Origin of the sequence: Methylobacterium sp. J-026 (assembly GCF_022829585.1) — a bacterium.
Lineage (GTDB): Bacteria > Pseudomonadota > Alphaproteobacteria > Rhizobiales > Beijerinckiaceae > Methylobacterium.
The window spans coordinates 1-16,757 of sequence record NZ_JAKSYC010000110.1 but is presented as its reverse complement, the minus strand read 5'-3'; the positions used below and the strand labels follow the sequence as shown (position 1 = coordinate 16,757).

Below are 16,757 nucleotides of genomic sequence, written 5' to 3'. Positions count from 1 at the left end.
CCCTCATTCAGGCGACGTGAATCCGCTCCACGACCAAGCCGCCAGCGACGTGCGAGCGGCCTGCTAACTCACCTCCACCTGCACCACCCCCGGCACGGTCCGGAGCTGGCCCGCGAGCGTCGGGGTCGCCTGGAACTTGCCCGGCAGCCGGATCTCGACCTCGCGCTCCCCGCCGTCGAGCTTGAGGATCAGCGACACCTCGCTCTCGCCGCGCATCGACAGCCGCTGCTGCACCGGACCGACCCCGCGGGGGTCGCTCAGGTGGATGCGGATGCCCTTCTGGTGGCGGGCCACCGCTTGGTCGAGGGGCTCGGCGGTGAGGATGCGGGCACGGACATCCTCGCCCTCCAGGTTCGCCTGGAGCTGCAGCACCAGGGGGCGGCCCGGTTCGAGGATGTCGCGGTACTGGCCAAGGCCCTCGGAGAAGATGATCGCCTCGAAATGCGCCGTCCGGTCCGAGAGGGTGACGATGCCCATCTTGTTGCCGGTCTTGGTGCGCCGCTCGGCCCGGTCGAGCACCGAGGCCGCGACCCGGCCGACGCTCGAGGTCCCGGCCCGCACCGCCCGGCAGAAATCGGCCCAGCTCTGCACCCGCAGCTTGTCGAGCAGGTCGCCGTACTCGTCCAGCGGGTGGCCCGAGACGAAGAAGCCGATCGCCGCGTATTCGCGCTTGAGCGTGTCGGCCATCGGCCAGATCTCGTGGGGCGGGATGCGCAATGACACGTCGTCCGCCACGACGCCGCCGAACATGTCGGTGACTCCGGCGGATTCGGCCTCCGCCGCGCTGGCGGCGAGCTTCATCATCGGCTCCACCGCCGCGAAAGCCCGGGCCCGGTCGGGCTCGATGCAGTCCAGCGCCCCGGCCTGGACGAGGCTCTCCAGGGTGCGCTTGTTGATCATCCGCGGATTGATTCGGCGGGCGAGGCAGTCGAGGTCCTTGAACGGCCGGTCGCCGCGGGCCTCCACCAGCGCCCGCACCGCCTCGCGGCCGACGCCCTTGATGGCGGCGAGCGCGTAGAAGATCTTTCCGTCGCGGACCTCGAACACCTCGCCGGAGGTGTTGATCGAGGGCGGCTCGACGGTGATCTTGAGGCGCTGCGCGTCCTGGCGGAATTCCGCGAGCTTGTCGGTGTTGTCGATGTCGAGGGTCATGGCGGCCGCCAGGAACTCGACCGGATGGTTCGCCTTCAGGTAGGCGGTCTGGTAGGTCAGCAGCGCGTAGGCGGCCGCGTGGCTCTTGTTGAAGCCGTAATCGGCGAACTTGGCGAGCAGGTCGAAGATCTCGTTGGCCTTGGCCTTGGTCAGGCCGCGCTCGATGCAGCCCTTCAGGAACCGGTCGCGCTGCGCGTCCATCTCGGCGCGGATCTTCTTGCCCATGGCGCGCCGGAGCATGTCGGCCTCGCCGAGCGAGTAGCCGGCCAGGACCTTGGCGATCTCCATCACCTGTTCCTGGTAGACGATGATGCCGAACGTCTCCTTCAGCATCGGCTCCAGCTTCGGGTCCGGGTACCAGGACGCCTCGTTGCCGGCGTCACGGCCGAGCTTGCGCTCGCAATAGACCGGGATGTTGGCCATCGGGCCCGGCCGGTAGAGCGCCACGAGCGCGATGATGTCCTCCAGCCGGTCGGCCTGCATCTCGCAGAGCGCCTTGCGCATGCCGGCCGATTCCACCTGGAACACGCCGACGGTCTCGCCCCGGCCCATCGGCTCGTAGGTCTTCGGGTCGTCGAGCGGCAGGCCCGCGAGATCGATGTCGATGCCGCGCTTCTTCAGGAGATCCGTGCAGCACCGCAGCATGGTCAGGGTTTTGAGCCCCAGGAAGTCGAACTTCACCAGCCCTGCCTGCTCGACCCACTTCATGTTGAACTGGGTCACCCGCATGCCGGTCTTCGGATCGCGGTAGAGCGGGACCAACTCCTCCAGGGGCCGGTCGCCGATCACCACCCCGGCCGCGTGGGTCGAGGCGTGGCGGTGCAGACCCTCGAGCTTCTTGGAGATGTCGATGAGCCGGCCGACGATCGGCTCCTCCTCCATGGCCTGCTGGAGCTTGGGCTCGCCCTCGATCGCCTGGGCGAGGGTCACCGGGTTCGCCGGGTTCTGCGGCACCAGCTTGGTCAGCTTGTCGACCTGCCCGTAGGGCATCTCCAGGACGCGGCCGACATCGCGCAGCACGCCGCGGGCGAGAAGCGTGCCGAAGGTGATGATCTGCCCGACCTGCCCCTCGCCGTAGCGCTGCTGCACGTAGCGGATCACCCGCTCGCGGCCCTCGACGCAGAAGTCGATGTCGAAATCCGGCATCGAGACGCGCTCGGGGTTGAGGAAGCGCTCGAACAGCAGGCCGAAGCGCAGCGGGTCGAGGTCGGTGATCAGCAGCGACCACGCCACCAGCGAGCCGGCACCGGAGCCGCGGCCCGGCCCCACCGGGATATCGTGGTCCTTGGCCCACTTGATGAAGTCGGAGACGATCAGGAAGTAGCCCGGGAACTTCATCGACACGATGACGTCGAGCTCGAAGGCGAGGCGCTTGCGGTAATCGTCTTCGGAGAAGCCGGGCGCGGTGCCGTGCTGCTTCAGGCGCAGTTCCAGTCCGGCCTCGGCCTGACGGCGCAGTTCGGTTGGCTCGTCGGCCGAGACCGCCTGGGCACCCGCCTCCGAAGCCTCGGCCAGCGCGTCGGCCATCGGGGGCTTCTCGCCCGCCGCCACGGCGCCGAAATTCGGCAGGATCGGCTTACGGGTCCGCGCCCGCACGGCGCAGCGCATGGCGATCTCCACCGTGGCCTGGAGGGCCTCCGGCAGGTCGCGGAACAGTTCGGCCATCTCGGCCCGCGTCTTAAAGGCGTGGCTCGGCGTCACCCGCCGGCGGCGCTCGTCCGAGACGATCCGCCCCTCCGCGATGGCCAGCAGGGCGTCATGGGCGTCGTAATCGTCGGGCTTGGCGAAATAGGGCTCATTCGTCGCCACGATCCCGAGGCCGTGACGGCCGGCGAGGTCGAGGAGCGCGGTCTCGACCCGCCCCTCCTCGGACTGACCGTGGCGCTGGAGCTCGACATAGAGCCGGTCCTCGCCGAAGGCCTCCTTGAGGCGCTTCAGGCGGGCAAGCGCCAGTTCGGGCCGGCCCGCCCGGAAGGCCGCGTCGAGGGGGCCCGACAGGCCGCCGGTGAGCGCGATCAGCCCGTCCGAGGATCCGACGAGCGCCGCGGCATCGAGGCGGGGGGACTCGCCGAGCGCGGTGTCGAAATAGGCGCGGCTCGCGAGCCGCAGCAGGTTGGCGTAGCCGGCCTCGTCCTGGGCCAGCAGCACGATGCTGTGGCTCGTCGGGGCGTTTCGCTGGTGGGGATCCGCGGCCTCGAACGCCACCGAGAGCTGCACGCCGGCGATCGGCTGCACGCCCTCCCCGGCCGCCTTCTCGGAGAATTCGAGCGCCCCGAACAGGTTGTTGGTGTCGGTGAGCGCCAGGGCCGGCTGCCGGTCGGCGACCGCGGCCTTGATCAAGGTACCGACCTTTAGGGCACCTTCGAGCAGGGAATAGGACGAATGGACATGGAGGTGGACGAAGCCGACCTCCTTGAGCTGACGTGGCATGGCCGACCTTGTACAGGGATCGCCCAGCATCCCCCCTCGCCGTCACCAAGTCGACGTAGGCCGGGCCATCGGCCGACGATATCCACCGGTCGTGCCCCTTGAGCACCAGTTCCGGCCGCCCCTGTGGATAATCGGTCGCCGAAGGGTGATCGCCTGTGCATAAGCCCTCCGTGGCGGGAACCGGGCGGCCATCGGCGAAAACCCGCTAACGCACCGGTGCCAAGGCTATCGCCCACGCCCCCACCGCCGCGAACAGCATCCCGAACGCCATGAGTTCGATCATCAGCTCGACCATCCCGGTCAGGACCAACCGCTTCTGCATCGCCGTGCCTCCCGTGTGCCCGGCCCAGTATGTTCATGTTTTGTTCCAAGGAAAGGGCCGGCGCGCGTCAGGCGGTCACGTCTTGGGGTTACGGTAAAAAGTGTCTTGATGCGCATCGGGCGGGCTGGCATGCCCCGCCCTCGAAACGAGCCCGTCACCGCATTGGGGGGGTCGTAAGGAGCAAGCCATTCCCGCGCATCCGACGGCCGAGAGCTTCGACGTCGCCTTGGTGGCCGTGGGCACACATGGCGACGTGCTGCCGTTCATCGCGCTGGGGCATGAGCTGCTCGCGCGCGGTCACGGCGTCTCGCTGGCCGCCCCGGCCCCGTTCGAGGCGATGGCGCGCCGGGCCGGCCTCGCGTTCCAGCCCCTCGGGACGGTGGCCGATTACGAGGCGGTGATCCGCCAGCCGGATCTGTGGCATCCGCAACAGGGCTTCCGGCCCATGTTCGACTATGCCCTGCGCATGGCGGAGGCGACCTGTCTGTGGCTGGGGGCGACCCGGGCGCGCGGAGTGAACCTGCTGGTGGTCGCCTCGCCCCTCGGTTGGGGCGCACGACTCGCCCAGGATCTCTACGACCTCCCGACCGCGACGCTGCACGTGATGCCGTTCCTGATCGAGAGCCGGTCCGATCCCCCCCGTCTCCCCGGGCTCGCCCTGCCGCGGCTGCTGCCGGCGGCGCTCCGGGCCTACGTCAACCTCGGGGTCGACCGGTTCGCGGTCGGTCCGTTCACGCTGCCGCCGCTGAACGCCCTGCGCGCGCGCCTCGGACTCGATCCGGTCCACCGGCTGCGGCACTGGTGGAACAGCCCGACGCGCATGCTTCTGATGTTCCCGGACTGGTACGCGGCTCCGCAGGCGGATTGGCCCACCCAGGCGGTGCAACTCGGCTTCCCGCTGGTGGACCGGTTCGGCGACGTGCCCACCATGCCGCCGGAGCTCGACGCCTTCCTGGCGGCGGGCGACGCGCCGATCGTCTTCACCTACGGCTCGGCGATGCGCCAGGGGGCCGGCTTTTTCGACACCGCGGTGCAGACGTGCCGCCGCATGGGTCGGCGCGGCGTCCTGCTCGCCCCCCAGGGCGGCCAGATCCCCAAGCCACTGCCGGACGGGATCATCCACCTGCCCTACGCGCCCCTGAGCACCCTGCTGCCGCGCAGTGCCGCCCTGGTTCATCACGGTGGCGTCGGGACGGTGGCGCAGGCGCTGGCGGCGGGGATCCCGCAACTCGTGGTCCCGGTGGCGTTCGACCATTTCGACGAGGGGCGGCGGCTCAAGGACCGGGACCTCGGCGCGACCGTGAGCCGCCGCGCCTTCCGCCCCGCTCGGGCGTCCCGGATCCTGCGCCGGCTGCTCGCCGATCCCGCGGTGGCGCGCGCCACCGCGGCGGCCCGGGCACGGATGGCGGAGGGCCGCGACGCGATCACCGAGGCCTGCGACCAGGTGGAGGCCCTGGCGGCCGCGCGCGCCGCGGCGACGCATGCGGGGCGCGGCCGCGGATCGCCACCCGCGCCTTAAGCGGGCGCGGCACCGCTCCGGTTCCGGAGCGATGCCGCGGGATCACGGGCCCAGCAGCACGATCGCCGAGCCGATCAGGGTCATGACGACGCCGCCTGCGAAAGCGCCGATCATGACATAGGAGAAGGGCTTGAGCGTCACCCGTCGCCGCGCCGGATCAGCAGCGGTGACCGCCCGCGGTCTGGCCGTACTGCTTGACCGGCCGGGTCTGCTGGTTGGCGTTGCCCTCGGCGGCCGAACTCATCGGGCAGCCCTCGTAGAGCGGCGTATCGTGGACGCCGAGGCCGAGCCCGAGCGCGCCGGTGGTCTCGGGTGCGGCGGTGGTGAAACCGGTCCAGCGGGCCCCGTCGGAGGCCAGGGCGGACGGGAGCGGCGCGGCGGCGAGCATGAGCGCAGTGACGGCAACAGCAATGCTAGTCTTCATGGTGTCTCTCCAAATTTTATGCAGGGCGATCGTCTCAGATCGGCACTGCTTGTCCTCAACAACTGCAATATAGTTGGAAGATAAACTTCGCGGCGTGACGGGCCGCACGTGGCACGACGGATTAAAACGCGCGGGCGCTCTGGCGTGTCGGGCGCAGGTCCGGCGCCCTCCGGGCCCGCCGGTGCGTGTGCCCGTCCTCAGTCGAGCGGCGTGATCAGCCCGTCGCGGATCGTCACCCGGCGGTCCATGCGGGCGGCGAGGTCCAGATTGTGGGTCGCCACCAGGGCCGCGAGACCCGAGGCCCGCACCAGCGCCATCAGCACCGAGAAGACGTGGCCGGCCGTGCCCGGGTCGAGGTTGCCGGTGGGCTCGTCGGCCAGCAGCAGCCGCGGCCCGTTGGCCACCGCCCGGGCGATGGCGACGCGCTGCTGCTCGCCCCCCGACAGCTCCGCCGGGCGGTGCGGCAGCCGCTCCTTGAGGCCGAGGAAGCTCAGGAGCTCGGTGGCCCGGCTCTTCGCCTCCGGCGCCTTCAGGCCGCGGATGAGCTGCGGCATCACCACGTTCTCCAATGCGGAGAACTCCGGCAGGAGGTGGTGGAACTGGTAGACGAAGCCCATCTCCTCGCGCCGCAGGCGGGTGCGCTCGGAATCCGCCATCGCGGCGGTGGGCTGGCCGCCGATATAGACCTCCCCCCCGTCCGGCCGCTCCAGGAGCCCGGCGAGGTGGAGCAGCGTCGACTTGCCGGCGCCGGAGGGCGCCACCAGGGCCACCAGCTCCCCCGGCCAGATCGCGAGATCGGCGCCGCGCAGGATTTCCAGCGCCCCCTCGGCCTGGGCATAGCGCCGCTCGACGCGGGAAAAGAACAGGGCCGGCACCGGCTGGTCGCCGGCGATCTGGCTCGAGTCGGTCATGCGCGGGTGGCCCGTCAGCCGTAGCGGAGGGCCTGCACCGGATCGAGCCGGGCGGCGCGCCAGGAGGGATAGAGCGTCGCCGCGAGCGACAGCAGCAGCGCGGTGATCACCACGGCGGTGATCTCCTTCGGGTTCATCTGGGCCGGGATCTCCGCCAGGAACCGGACGGTCGGATCCCAGGCCCCCGGAAACAGCACGTGCTGGATCGGCTTGATGTTGAGGGTGATCAGGACGCCCAGCGCCAGCCCGCCGAGCGTCCCGACGACGCCGATTAGCGCACCGTTGATCAGGAACACCCGCATGATCGTGCCGGGCGTCGCCCCCATGGTGCGCAGGATCGCGATGTCGCTCGACTTGTCGCGCACCAGCAGGATCAGGCCGGAGACGATGTTGAGCGTCGCCACCACCACGATCAGGCTGAGGATCAGGAACATCACGTTGCGCTCGACCTCCAGTGCCCCGAAGAAGGTCCGGTTGCGCTGGCGCCAGTCGGTCAGCAGGATCGGGCGCTCGGCCGCCATTTCCAGCGGTTCGCGCATCTCGCCGACATGGTCGGGCTCGTCGACGTAGATCTCGATCATGCTGACGTCGCCGTCCTTGTTAAAGAACGCCTGCGCCTCGGCGAGGGGCATGAACACGAAGGTCTGGTCGAACTCCGTCATGCCGACCTCGAACACCGCCTTGACGGTGTAGCTCTTGGTCCGCGGCGCGGTGCCGAATGGGGTCGAGGAGCCCTTGGGCGTCACCAGCGTGATCGTGTCGCCGGCCTGCAGGCCCAGCGTGTCGGCGAGGCGCCGGCCGATCAGCACGCCGGTGCCGTCGTCAAAACCCTCCAGGGTGCCGCCGCGGATCGAGGACGAGACCGCCGCCAGGGCGTCGAGGTCGGCGGCGCGCACGCCGCGGATGATCACGCCCGAGCCGCCGTATTGCGACGAGGCGAAGGCCTGACCCTCCACCAGCGGCACGGCGGCGCGCACCCCCGCCACCTTGGACAGGCGCTCCGACAGGTCGGTCCAGTCGTTGAACGGCCGGTCGATCGGCGTGGCGAACAGGTGACCGTTGATGCCGACGATCTTCGACAGGAGCTCTGCCCGGAAACCGTTCATCACCGACAGGACGATGATCAGCGTGGCGACGCCGAGGGCGATGCCCAGTACCGAGAAGAATGCCACTACCGAGACGCCCCCGCCCCGGCGCCGCGCCCGCAGGTAGCGGCCGGCGAGGATCCACTCGAACGGCGCGAACGGCGCGGTCCCCTGCTGGCGGAACGAGGCCGCGAAGCCCCTCACCCGGTCGATCGCCGCGGATGCCGCCATCGGAGCCCTCAGACGCGCCGGATTCGCGCCAGCAGGTCGACGATCGCGAGGCTCTCGCGCTCGCCGCCGGCGCGCCGCTTCAACTCGACCTTGCCCTCGGCCAGCCCCTTCGGCCCGACGATCACCTGCCAGGGCAGGCCGATCAGGTCGGCGGTGGCGAATTTCGCACCCGGGCGCTCATCGCGGTCGTCGTAGAGGACCGTCAGGCCGGCGGTCTCGAGATCCGACTGGATCTGCGCGCAGGCGGCGTCGGTGGCGGCATCACCGACCTTGAGGTTGATCAGAGCCACGTCGAAGGGTGCCACGGAATCCGGCCAGATGATCCCGGCCTCGTCGTGGCTGGATTCGATGATCGCCGCCACCAGCCGGCTCGGGCCGATGCCGTAGGAACCCATATGGACCGGCCGCTCGATCCCGTCCGGCCCGGCGACCTTGGCGCCCATCGGCTCGGAATATTTCGTGCCGAAATAGAAGATATGCCCGACCTCGATGCCGCGTGCGGCGAGGCGGCTCTCCTCGGGGACCTCCGCGAAGGCCGCCGGCTCGTGCATGTCCTCGGTGGCGGCGTAGTGCGAGGTCCAGGCATCCACGATGCCCTGGAGGCCGGCGACGTCGTCGAAATCGACCGTTTCCGGCGGGATGGCGATGTCGAGATAGGCCTTGTCGCAGAAGACTTCGCTCTCGCCGGTCTTGGCCAGGATGATGAACTCGTGGGACAGGTCGCCGCCGATCGGGCCGGTCTCGGCGCGCATCGGGATCGCCTTGAGGCCGAGCCCCACGAAGGTGCGCAGGTAAGCCACGAACATGCGGTTGTAGGCGTGACGGGCGCCGGCCTGATCGAAGTCGAACGAGTAGGCGTCCTTCATCAGGAACTCGCGCGAGCGCATCGTGCCGAAGCGCGGCCGCACCTCGTCGCGGAACTTCCACGAGATCTGATAGAGGTTCTTCGGGAGATCCTTGTACGACCGGACGCTCGCCCGAAAAATCTCGGTGACCATCTCCTCGGCGGTGGGGCCGTAGAGCATCTCGCGGTCGTGCCGGTCCTTCAGGCGCAGCATCTCCTTGCCGTAGGCGTCGTAGCGGCCGGATTCCTTCCAGAGTTCGGCGGACTGCACCGTCGGCATCAGGATCTCGATGGCGCCGGAGCGGTCCTGCTCCCGGCGGATCACCGCGCAGACGCGCTCCAGCACCCGCAGGCCGAGCGGCAGCCACGCGTAGATGCCGGCGGCCTCCTGGCGGACCAAGCCGGCGCGCAGCATCAGCCGGTGCGAGACGATCTCGGCTTCCTTGGGCGTCTCGCGCAAGGTCGGCATGAAGTAGCGGGAGAGACGCATATCGTCCGGTCTTGGATGTTGGATCCGGCCGGGAGGAGCCGCGGCGCGCCGGCACACAACACGCCGGAGACGCAAATTACAAGCACTGCACGACCACGGCGCGGCGTAATCGCGGCGAACCGGAGGCGCCCTCGCCTTTCAGCCGCCCGCTGGCCGAAACAGAGGCGATCTGCCCGTTTGCCGGCAAGAAAGCGCAGATTTTTCGCTTGGACCCGGTGACAACACGAATTGTTGTTCCTATAAGCGTCCGGCGATGTTTGCGATGCCCGGAAGAGGCGGCGCAAGGTCCGAGTCTCGGGAGGAAAAACGACCGCCCCGCAGGAAATGCGGAGGACTTTAATGGTCGAGCCAGTGAAGCTTGAAAGCAAGGCCTCGGGCCTTGCTTTTTTTATTTCAGGCGCAGCGACGCGGCGGGGCTTCTCCGGGGCCGGCCGCGGCGGCCCGGGACGCTGTGAAGACTGGTGAAAGCGCGGAGAAGACGCGGCTTCGGCTCGCGTCGGGCAGGCCGTTAACCCGGCAGGCTGTTGCGCCGCCCATGATGGGCTCAGCAGCCTGGGTGAGCCCGCCATGCACTTCGAGATTCGCCAAGCCGAAACGGGCTGGGCCTGGATCCTCCGCAACGAGGCCCGTGAGACGATCGCCGAGTCGGATCAGACCTTCCCGTCGGCCGCGCAGGCCTCCGCGGCGGCCCTGGCCTTCGCGCATCTCGTGGCGCGGGCGGGCAAGTCGCTGACGGTGACCTCGTCCTCCGGAACGCTACTCTGAGCCTGTCACAGCCCCGTCAGTGGGAACACCGCCAGCGCGATGAGGAAGGCGGCCCCCGCGACCAGCGTCGTCCAGATCGCCTTCTCGCGCAGTCGCGGCGCCGCGGGTGCGCCCGGATCCTGGCCCGGCACGATGTGGGTCGCCCGGCGTTCGGGCTGGTTGCGCAGGGGCAGGATCGCGAAGAGCAGCGTCCACCACACCACGAAGTAGAGGGCGATGGCGCCGCCCACGGTCAGCTTGAACAGGCCCACCCCCGCCGCCACGAAGGCCGCGACCAGCACCGTGATGACGACGAGCGTCACCGGCGTCGAGCGGGCCAGCGTGGTCATCATGGGCTTCAGACCTGCTCCAGCTCGACCAGGGTGCCCAGAAAGTCCTTCGGGTGCAGGAACAGGACCGGCTTGCCATGGGCGCCGATCCGCGGCTCGCCGGTGCCGAGCACGCGGGCGCCCTGCGCCTTGAGCGTATCGCGGGCCGCCAGGATGTCGTCGACCTCGTAGCAGACGTGGTGAACGCCGCCGCCCGGGTTGCGGGCCACGAAGGCCGCGATCGGCGAGTCCTCCCCGAGGGGCGCCATCAGTTCGACCTTGCTGTTCGGCAGTTCGACGAACACCACGGTGACACCGTGCTCGGGCTGCTGCAGCGGCGGCGTGACCGTGGCGCCCAGCGTATCGCGGTAGACCGCGCAGGCGGCCTCGAGATCCTGCACCGCGATGGCGACGTGGTTGAGACGGCCGATCATGTTTGGTTCCTCCCCACGAGAGAAGCCCTCTTTTCGAGGGCGATTTTGTTCGGCTGGAGGCTCAGCCGCCACTGGCGGACGCTACGTGCCCCCCTCCCGGGCGGGAAAGGGGACGCGCGTTGCATCCGGCCAGCGTCGGATGAGCCGGTACCTCCTGGACACTAGAGCGCCCTGAAATCGGCAGCCAGTCTCAAACCTCCACGACCTGCACGTGGCAGGCCGGCTTCTTGCCCCAGACCTCGTTGACGGCGGTGCGCACCGCCCGGTCGACGCCCTTCTCGACGCCCTCCGAGTCCTTGAGCTTGCCCCGGGACATCCCCGACAGGGTCCGAGTGACCGCGTCGACCACGGTCTCGATCAGCGGGTCGCCGGACCGGCCGCGGTTGGGCAGGCCGATGATGTCCACCGCCGGCTCGCCGAGCACCACGCCGTCCTCGTCGATGGCGATGGCCACCGAGACGAGCCCGGCCTGCATGAGCTTGCGCCGCTCCGGGATCGCCCGGTCCTTCTCGTCGATCAGGACGTCGCCGTCCTTGAACAGGCGGCCGGCCTTCACGTGGTCGATCACCGCGGGCGTGCCGGGGCTCAGGCGGATCAGGCTGCCGTTGCGGGCCTTGACCACGTTCTGGACGCCCTGCGCCCGGGCGAAGCGGGCATGCTCGTCGAGGTGAAGCGCCTCGCCGTGGACCGGGATCGCGGTGCCGGGGCGGGTCCACTTGTACATCTCGACCATCTCGTCCCGGCGCGGGTGGCCGGAGACGTGGACGAGCTCGGTGCGGTCGGTGATCACCTCGACGCCCTGCTCGATCAGGTCGTTGATGATCGACCCGACATCGCGCTCGTTGCCCGGAATCGCCCGTGAGGAAAAAATCACCCGGTCGCCGGCGGTCAGGCCGATATCCGGATGGTCGCGCCGGGACACGCGGGCGAGCGCCGCCCGCGGCTCGCCCTGCGAGCCGGTGAGCAGGGCCACGACCCGTTCGCGGGGCAAGCTCTTCCAGGAATCCGCCCGGCGGAACTCGGGCAGCCCGTCGAGGTAGCCGCACTCGCGGGCGACGTCGATCACCCGGTCCATGGCCCGGCCGACCGCGACGATCTCGCGGCCGCAGGCCACCGCGGCCTCGGCGACCGCGCGGATGCGGGCGACGTTCGATGCGAAGGTGGTCACCGCCACCCGGTGGGGGGCGTCCGCGACCAGCGTCTTGAGGGTCTGGGCCACCTCGCGCTCGCTCGGCGAGAAGCCTTCGCGCACGACGTTGGTGGAATCGCAGACCAGCGCCAGGATTCCCTCGTCGCCGAGGGCCGTGAACGCCTCCGGCGAGGTGACCTCGCCGGCCACCGGGGTCGGGTCGATCTTCCAGTCGCCGGTATGGACCACGAGGCCCGCGGCGGTGCGGATCGCGATGGCATTCGATTCCGGGATCGAGTGCGAGACCGGGACGTATTCGAGCTCGAACGGCCCGATGGTGATGCGCCGGCCGGGCTTGACCTCCCGCAGGTCAACCTTCGGCGCACCGGGTTCGGAGAGGCGGCGGGTCTCCAGCAGGTTCTTGGCGAAGCGCGTCGCGTAGACCGGCACCTTGAGCCGCGACCACAGTTCCGAGATCGCGCCGATATGGTCCTCGTGCGCGTGGGTGATAAAGATCCCGAGCAGGTCCTTGCGCCGCTCCTCGATGAAGGAGAGGTCGGGGAACATCAGGTCGATGCCCGGCATGTTCTCCTCGCCGGCAAAGCCCATGCCGCAATCGACCATGATCCACTTCCGGCCCTTCTCCGGACCGAACCCGTAGAGGGCCGCATTCATCCCGATCTCGCCCACGCCGCCGAGCGGCAGGAAGACCAGCTCCTCCTGTCCCATCACCATCTGTCGTCGTCCAAACTCAGGCCGCCGTCGCGGCCGATCCGAAATGCACCTCGCCCGCCGTCACGGTATGCCGGTTCCCATCGGGGGCGAGGATCACGAGCCGCCCCCCCTCGTCGATCGTCTCGAACACGCCCCGCAGGATGCGCCCGCCGCTGTGCACCGCGATCTCCGATCCGAGACCGGCGGCCCGCGCAAGCCAGTCGGCGCGCAGGGCAGCGAAATTCCGTCCCCGGTCCCAGGCGCGCGCCTGCGCGGCCATCCGGTCCGAGAGATGTTCCAGTAGCGCTTCGGCGCCGCCCGCGTAACCCATCGCGGCCAAGCTCGTCGCGCCAAGTCCCTCGGGCGCTGCCGCGACGTTGACGCCGAAGCCGATCACTGCGGCGCGCCGGCCCCCCGGCAGGGTCTCGGCTTCCAGCAGCAGGCCGGCGAGCTTGGCCCGACCGCGTAGCACGTCGTTCGGCCATTTGAGTTGGAAAGATCGGGTGCCGGGCTCCGATCCGGTATCCGGCAGGGTGCCGCAGGCCGCCTCCAGCGCCTCGATCAAGGCGAGGCCGGCCACGAATCCGAGCTCGGCGAGGTGGTCCGGCGCCACACCGGCCACCGGCCAGAGCACGCTCGCCGCGAGGTTGCCCGGCAGGGACGCCCAGGCATTGCCCCGCCGGCCGCGGCCCGCCTCCTGGCGATGGGTCACCACCCAGAGCGGTCCGGTCTCACCGGCCCGCGCCTGAGCCATCGCCTCCGTGTTGGTGGAGCCGAGGGTGTCGTGGACGTGCAGGCGGTGGCCCTGGGCGCGGGCCTCGGGCCCGAGTCGATAGCGCAAGGCGATCCTAGAACAGCGACCGGGCGGCGCGGCCGGCGGCGCCGACCAGCGGTCCCGGGAGCAGGAAGAACAGCACCACCACGACGCTCGACAGCGCCAGGACCACGCGCAGGCCCGGGGCCATCGCCTCGTAGGGCTCCTTCGGCTCGTCGAAATACATGATCCGCACGATGCGCAGGTAGTAGTAGGCGCCGACCACGCTGGTGACCACGCCGATCACCGCCAAGGTGACGAGCCCCGCCTTGATGGCGGCGGCGAACACGTAGAACTTCGCGAAGAACCCGGCCAGGGGCGGGATGCCGGCGAGCGAGAACATCATTGCGGCGAGGCAGAAGGCCAGCCAGGGATGGGTGCGCGATAGGCCGGACAGATCCTCGATCGACTCGAACATCACGTCCCGACGCCGGAGCGACAGGATGATCGCGAAGGTGCCGAGCGTCATCGCGAGGTAGATGATCATGTAGGTGACGAGCCCGCTGATCCCCTCCTCCGAGCCGCAGGCCAGTCCGATCAGGGCGTAGCCGATATTGGCGATCGACGAGTAGGCCATCAGGCGCTTGATCGAGCTCTGGCCGATGGCCGCGAAGGAGCCGAGCGCCATCGACACCACCGAGACGAAGATGAAGATCTGCTGCCAGATCGCCGTCACGTCCGGCATGGCGCCGATGAACACCCGGACCGTCATCGACACCGCCGCCATCTTGGGCGCGGTGGCGAAGAAGGCGGTCACCGGGGTCGGCGAGCCCTCGTAGACGTCGGGGGTCCACATGTGGAACGGAACCGCCGACATCTTGAAGCAGACGCCGGCCGCCAGGAACACGATCCCCAGCACGATGCCGAGACCGGCATTCTCGTTCAGCGCCGAGACGATGCCGGGGAAGGAAACAGTGCCGGTGAAGCCGTAGACCAGGGAGGCGCCGTAGAGCAGCATCCCGGAGGAGAGCGCACCGAGCACGAAGTATTTGAGGCCGGCCTCGGTGGACTTGGCGTCGTCCCGATGGAAGGCCGCGATCACGTAGGCGGCGAGCGATTGCAGCTCCAGGCCCAGGTAGAGCGCGATCAGATCGTTGGCCGAGACCATCACCATCATGCCGATGGTGCACAGCACGATCAGCACCGGGAATTCGAACCGGTCGATGCGCTCGCGCTTGAAGAAGTCGTGCGCCAGCAGGATCGTCGAGGCCGAGCCGAGCAGCACCAGCGACTTCATCACCTTGGAGAAGGAATCCGACACGAAGGCGCCCGACAGGGTCGTGACCCGGCCATGCACCGGCTGGGAGATCACCACCGAGAGGGCGACGAGCAGGAGCACCAGGGCGCCGACGCTCACGGTCTCGGCCGAGCGCTCGCCGCGCCAAGCGCCGTAGAGGATCAGGACCAGGACGCCGATGCCGAGGATCAGCTCGGGCAGGAGCGGCGCCAGCGAGGGCAGGACGGAGTGGACGGTGGGCATGGTGTCCGCCTCAGCGCGGGATCGGCAGCGCGGCTGCGGCCGTCTGGGTGTTCGAGAGGGCGGCCTTCATGCTGGCCATCAGCGCGTCGGTCGAGGGCGCGAACACGTCGAGCACCGGGGCCGGATGCACGCCGTAATAGATCGTCAGCGCGACCAGCGGCGCCAGGATGATCTTTTCGCGCAGATCCAGATCCAGGATGCCCTGGAGGTTCGGCTTCTCCAGCTTACCGTAGATCACCCGGGCGTAGAGCCACAGGGCGTAGGCCGCCGACAGGATGATGCCGAAGGTCGAGAAGAAGGCGACGTTCGGGTTTGCCTTGAAGGCGCCGAGCATCGACAGGAACTCGCCGACGAAGCCGGAGGTGCCGGGCAGGCCGACATTGGCCATGGTGAACACCATCATGGCCACCGCGTAGAGCGGCATCCGCTTGACGAGGCCGCCATAGGCCGAGATCTCGCGGGTGTGCATCCGGTCGTAGACGACGCCGACGCAGAGGAACAGCGCCCCCGACACGATGCCGTGCGAGATCATCAGGAACAGCGCGCCCTGGATGCCCTGCTCGTTCAGGGTGAACAGGCCCAGCGTTACGAAGCCCATATGGGCCACCGACGAGTAGGCGATCAGCTTCTTAATGTCGGTCTGCATCATCGCGGTGAGCGAGGTGAAGATGATCGCGATCACCGAGAGGGCGAAGACCAGAGGCGCGAAGTCGTGGCTCGCCACCGGCAGCATCGGCAGCGAGATCCGGATGAAGCCGTAGCCGCCCATCTTCAGGAGGATGCCGGCCAGGATCACCGAGCCGGCGGTGGGCGCCTCCACGTGGGCATCGGGCAGCCAGGTATGGACCGGCCACATCGGCATCTTCACCGCGAAGGAGGCGAAGAAAGCGAGCCACAGCCAGGTCTGCACCTGCACCGGGAAGCGGTACTGCAGCAGGGTCGGGATGTCGGTGGTACCGGCCTGCCAGTACATCGCCATCACGGCGAGCAGCATCAGCACCGAGCCGAGCAGGGTGTAGAGGAAGAACTTGAAGCTGGCATAGACCCGGCGCTGCCCGCCCCAGATGCCGATGATCAGGAACATCGGGATCAGGCCGGCCTCGAAGAACAGGTAGAACAGCAGCAGGTCGAGCGACTCGAACACGCCGATCATCGTCGTCTCGAGGACGAGGAAGGCGACGAAATACTCCTTCACCCGGAAGTGGATCGAGTGCCACGAGGCACCGATGCAGAACGGCATCAGGAAGGTGGTCAGCAGGACGAGCGGGATCGAGAAGCCGTCGACGCCGAGCTTGAACCGGATCGTCTCGGCGAGCCACGGATGGCTCTCGACCAGCTGGAAGCTCGCCGAGGCGGCGTCGTAGCGGCCCCAGGCCACCAGCGAGAGCACGAAGGTGACGATCGTGGTGGCGAGCGCAGCCCAGCGGCTGTTGCGCGCGACGGAAGCCTCGTCGCCGTTCAGCGTCAGGATGAAGGCCGCGCCGCAGAGCGGCACGATCAGCAGGCCGGAGAGGATGCCGAGGCCGAGCATCAGTGAACGATCCTGTATCCGAGATCCGATCCGGCCGACGCCGCACCTCCCTCCCCCCTCTGCGGGGGAGGGTGGCCCTCGCGTGAGCGAGGGTCGGGAGAGGGGAGCCCGGCTTCCAAAGGAGCCAAAGCGAACGTGAAGGCCGAAGCCCGGTCCTGCACCGTCGCTCCCCCC

General features: G+C 69.1%; 13 protein-coding genes. 2 read left to right on the top strand and 11 right to left on the bottom strand.

Going from position 1 to position 16,757, the window contains the following annotated elements; genetic code table 11:
- Nucleotides 1-63: 63 nt before the first annotated feature.
- Nucleotides 64-3,582, bottom strand: coding sequence for a DNA polymerase III subunit alpha (gene dnaE, locus MKK69_RS10450; RefSeq protein WP_243967732.1), 3,519 nt, complete (start codon nt 3,580-3,582; stop codon nt 64-66).
- Between the two features lie 551 nt (nt 3,583-4,133).
- On the opposite strand from dnaE, the gene MKK69_RS10445 reads away from it, so the two are divergent.
- Nucleotides 4,134-5,423 (top strand): glycosyltransferase, encoded by a 1,290-nt coding sequence (locus MKK69_RS10445; protein ID WP_243967731.1) that lies wholly within the window; start codon nt 4,134-4,136, stop codon nt 5,421-5,423.
- Between the two features lie 157 nt (nt 5,424-5,580).
- Here MKK69_RS10445 and MKK69_RS10440 read toward each other — a convergent pair whose 3' ends face one another.
- From MKK69_RS10440 to proS, 4 genes are all read right to left on the bottom strand, one after another.
- Nucleotides 5,581-5,847 (bottom strand): hypothetical protein, encoded by a 267-nt coding sequence (locus MKK69_RS10440; RefSeq protein WP_243967730.1) that lies wholly within the window; start codon nt 5,845-5,847, stop codon nt 5,581-5,583.
- Between the two features lie 197 nt (nt 5,848-6,044).
- Complete coding sequence (locus MKK69_RS10435) at nt 6,045-6,758, bottom strand: ABC transporter ATP-binding protein (protein WP_243967729.1); 714 nt, start codon at nt 6,756-6,758, stop codon at nt 6,045-6,047.
- Nucleotides 6,759-6,772: 14 nt separating this feature from the next.
- Complete coding sequence (locus MKK69_RS10430) at nt 6,773-8,074, bottom strand: lipoprotein-releasing ABC transporter permease subunit (protein WP_243967728.1); 1,302 nt, start codon at nt 8,072-8,074, stop codon at nt 6,773-6,775.
- An 8-nt stretch (nt 8,075-8,082) separates the two neighbouring features.
- Nucleotides 8,083-9,408 (bottom strand): proline--tRNA ligase, encoded by a 1,326-nt coding sequence (gene proS, locus MKK69_RS10425; RefSeq protein ID WP_243967726.1) that lies wholly within the window; start codon nt 9,406-9,408, stop codon nt 8,083-8,085.
- 567 nt (nt 9,409-9,975) lie between these two features.
- Here proS and MKK69_RS10420 point away from each other — a divergent pair.
- Nucleotides 9,976-10,173, top strand: coding sequence for a hypothetical protein (locus MKK69_RS10420; protein ID WP_243967724.1), 198 nt, complete (start codon nt 9,976-9,978; stop codon nt 10,171-10,173).
- Between the two features lie 5 nt (nt 10,174-10,178).
- On the opposite strand, the gene MKK69_RS10415 is transcribed toward MKK69_RS10420, so the two are convergent.
- From MKK69_RS10415 to MKK69_RS10390, 6 genes are all read right to left on the bottom strand, one after another.
- Nucleotides 10,179-10,505, bottom strand: a complete 327-nt coding sequence (locus tag MKK69_RS10415) for a DUF1467 family protein (protein WP_243967723.1) — start codon at nt 10,503-10,505, stop codon at nt 10,179-10,181.
- Nucleotides 10,506-10,510: 5 nt separating this feature from the next.
- Entirely contained in the window at nt 10,511-10,915 is a 405-nt protein-coding gene (gene mce, locus MKK69_RS10410; protein ID WP_243967722.1) for a methylmalonyl-CoA epimerase, read from the bottom strand.
- Between the two features lie 190 nt (nt 10,916-11,105).
- Nucleotides 11,106-12,779: a ribonuclease J gene (locus MKK69_RS10405; RefSeq protein WP_243967721.1), complete on the bottom strand. Its 1,674-nt coding sequence runs from the start codon at nt 12,777-12,779 to the stop codon at nt 11,106-11,108.
- A 16-nt stretch (nt 12,780-12,795) separates the two neighbouring features.
- Nucleotides 12,796-13,599: a biotin--[acetyl-CoA-carboxylase] ligase gene (locus MKK69_RS10400; RefSeq protein ID WP_243967720.1), complete on the bottom strand. Its 804-nt coding sequence runs from the start codon at nt 13,597-13,599 to the stop codon at nt 12,796-12,798.
- A gap of 7 nt (nt 13,600-13,606) precedes the next feature.
- Nucleotides 13,607-15,052, bottom strand: coding sequence for an NADH-quinone oxidoreductase subunit NuoN (nuoN, locus tag MKK69_RS10395; protein ID WP_243967719.1), 1,446 nt, complete (start codon nt 15,050-15,052; stop codon nt 13,607-13,609).
- Nucleotides 15,053-15,062: 10 nt separating this feature from the next.
- Complete coding sequence (locus tag MKK69_RS10390; protein WP_243967718.1) at nt 15,063-16,583, bottom strand: NADH-quinone oxidoreductase subunit M; 1,521 nt, start codon at nt 16,581-16,583, stop codon at nt 15,063-15,065.
- Nucleotides 16,584-16,757 lie beyond the last annotated feature (174 nt).

Excerpts from the sequence above, each read along its gene's own strand:
- dnaE (WP_243967732.1), bottom strand. The coding sequence starts at position 3,582 with ATGCCACGTCAGCTCAAGGAGGTCGGCTTCGTCCACCTCCATGTCCAT.
- MKK69_RS10440 (WP_243967730.1), bottom strand. The coding sequence starts at position 5,847 with ATGAAGACTAGCATTGCTGTTGCCGTCACTGCGCTCATGCTCGCCGCC.
- MKK69_RS10435 (WP_243967729.1), bottom strand. The coding sequence starts at position 6,758 with ATGACCGACTCGAGCCAGATCGCCGGCGACCAGCCGGTGCCGGCCCTG.
- MKK69_RS10430 (WP_243967728.1), bottom strand. The coding sequence starts at position 8,074 with ATGGCGGCATCCGCGGCGATCGACCGGGTGAGGGGCTTCGCGGCCTCG.
- proS (WP_243967726.1), bottom strand. The coding sequence starts at position 9,408 with ATGCGTCTCTCCCGCTACTTCATGCCGACCTTGCGCGAGACGCCCAAG.
- MKK69_RS10420 (WP_243967724.1), top strand. The coding sequence starts at position 9,976 with ATGCACTTCGAGATTCGCCAAGCCGAAACGGGCTGGGCCTGGATCCTC.
- MKK69_RS10415 (WP_243967723.1), bottom strand. The coding sequence starts at position 10,505 with ATGATGACCACGCTGGCCCGCTCGACGCCGGTGACGCTCGTCGTCATC.
- mce (WP_243967722.1), bottom strand. The coding sequence starts at position 10,915 with ATGATCGGCCGTCTCAACCACGTCGCCATCGCGGTGCAGGATCTCGAG.
- MKK69_RS10405 (WP_243967721.1), bottom strand. The coding sequence starts at position 12,779 with ATGGTGATGGGACAGGAGGAGCTGGTCTTCCTGCCGCTCGGCGGCGTG.
- nuoN (WP_243967719.1), bottom strand. The coding sequence starts at position 15,052 with ATGCCCACCGTCCACTCCGTCCTGCCCTCGCTGGCGCCGCTCCTGCCC.
- MKK69_RS10390 (WP_243967718.1), bottom strand. The coding sequence starts at position 16,583 with ATGCTCGGCCTCGGCATCCTCTCCGGCCTGCTGATCGTGCCGCTCTGC.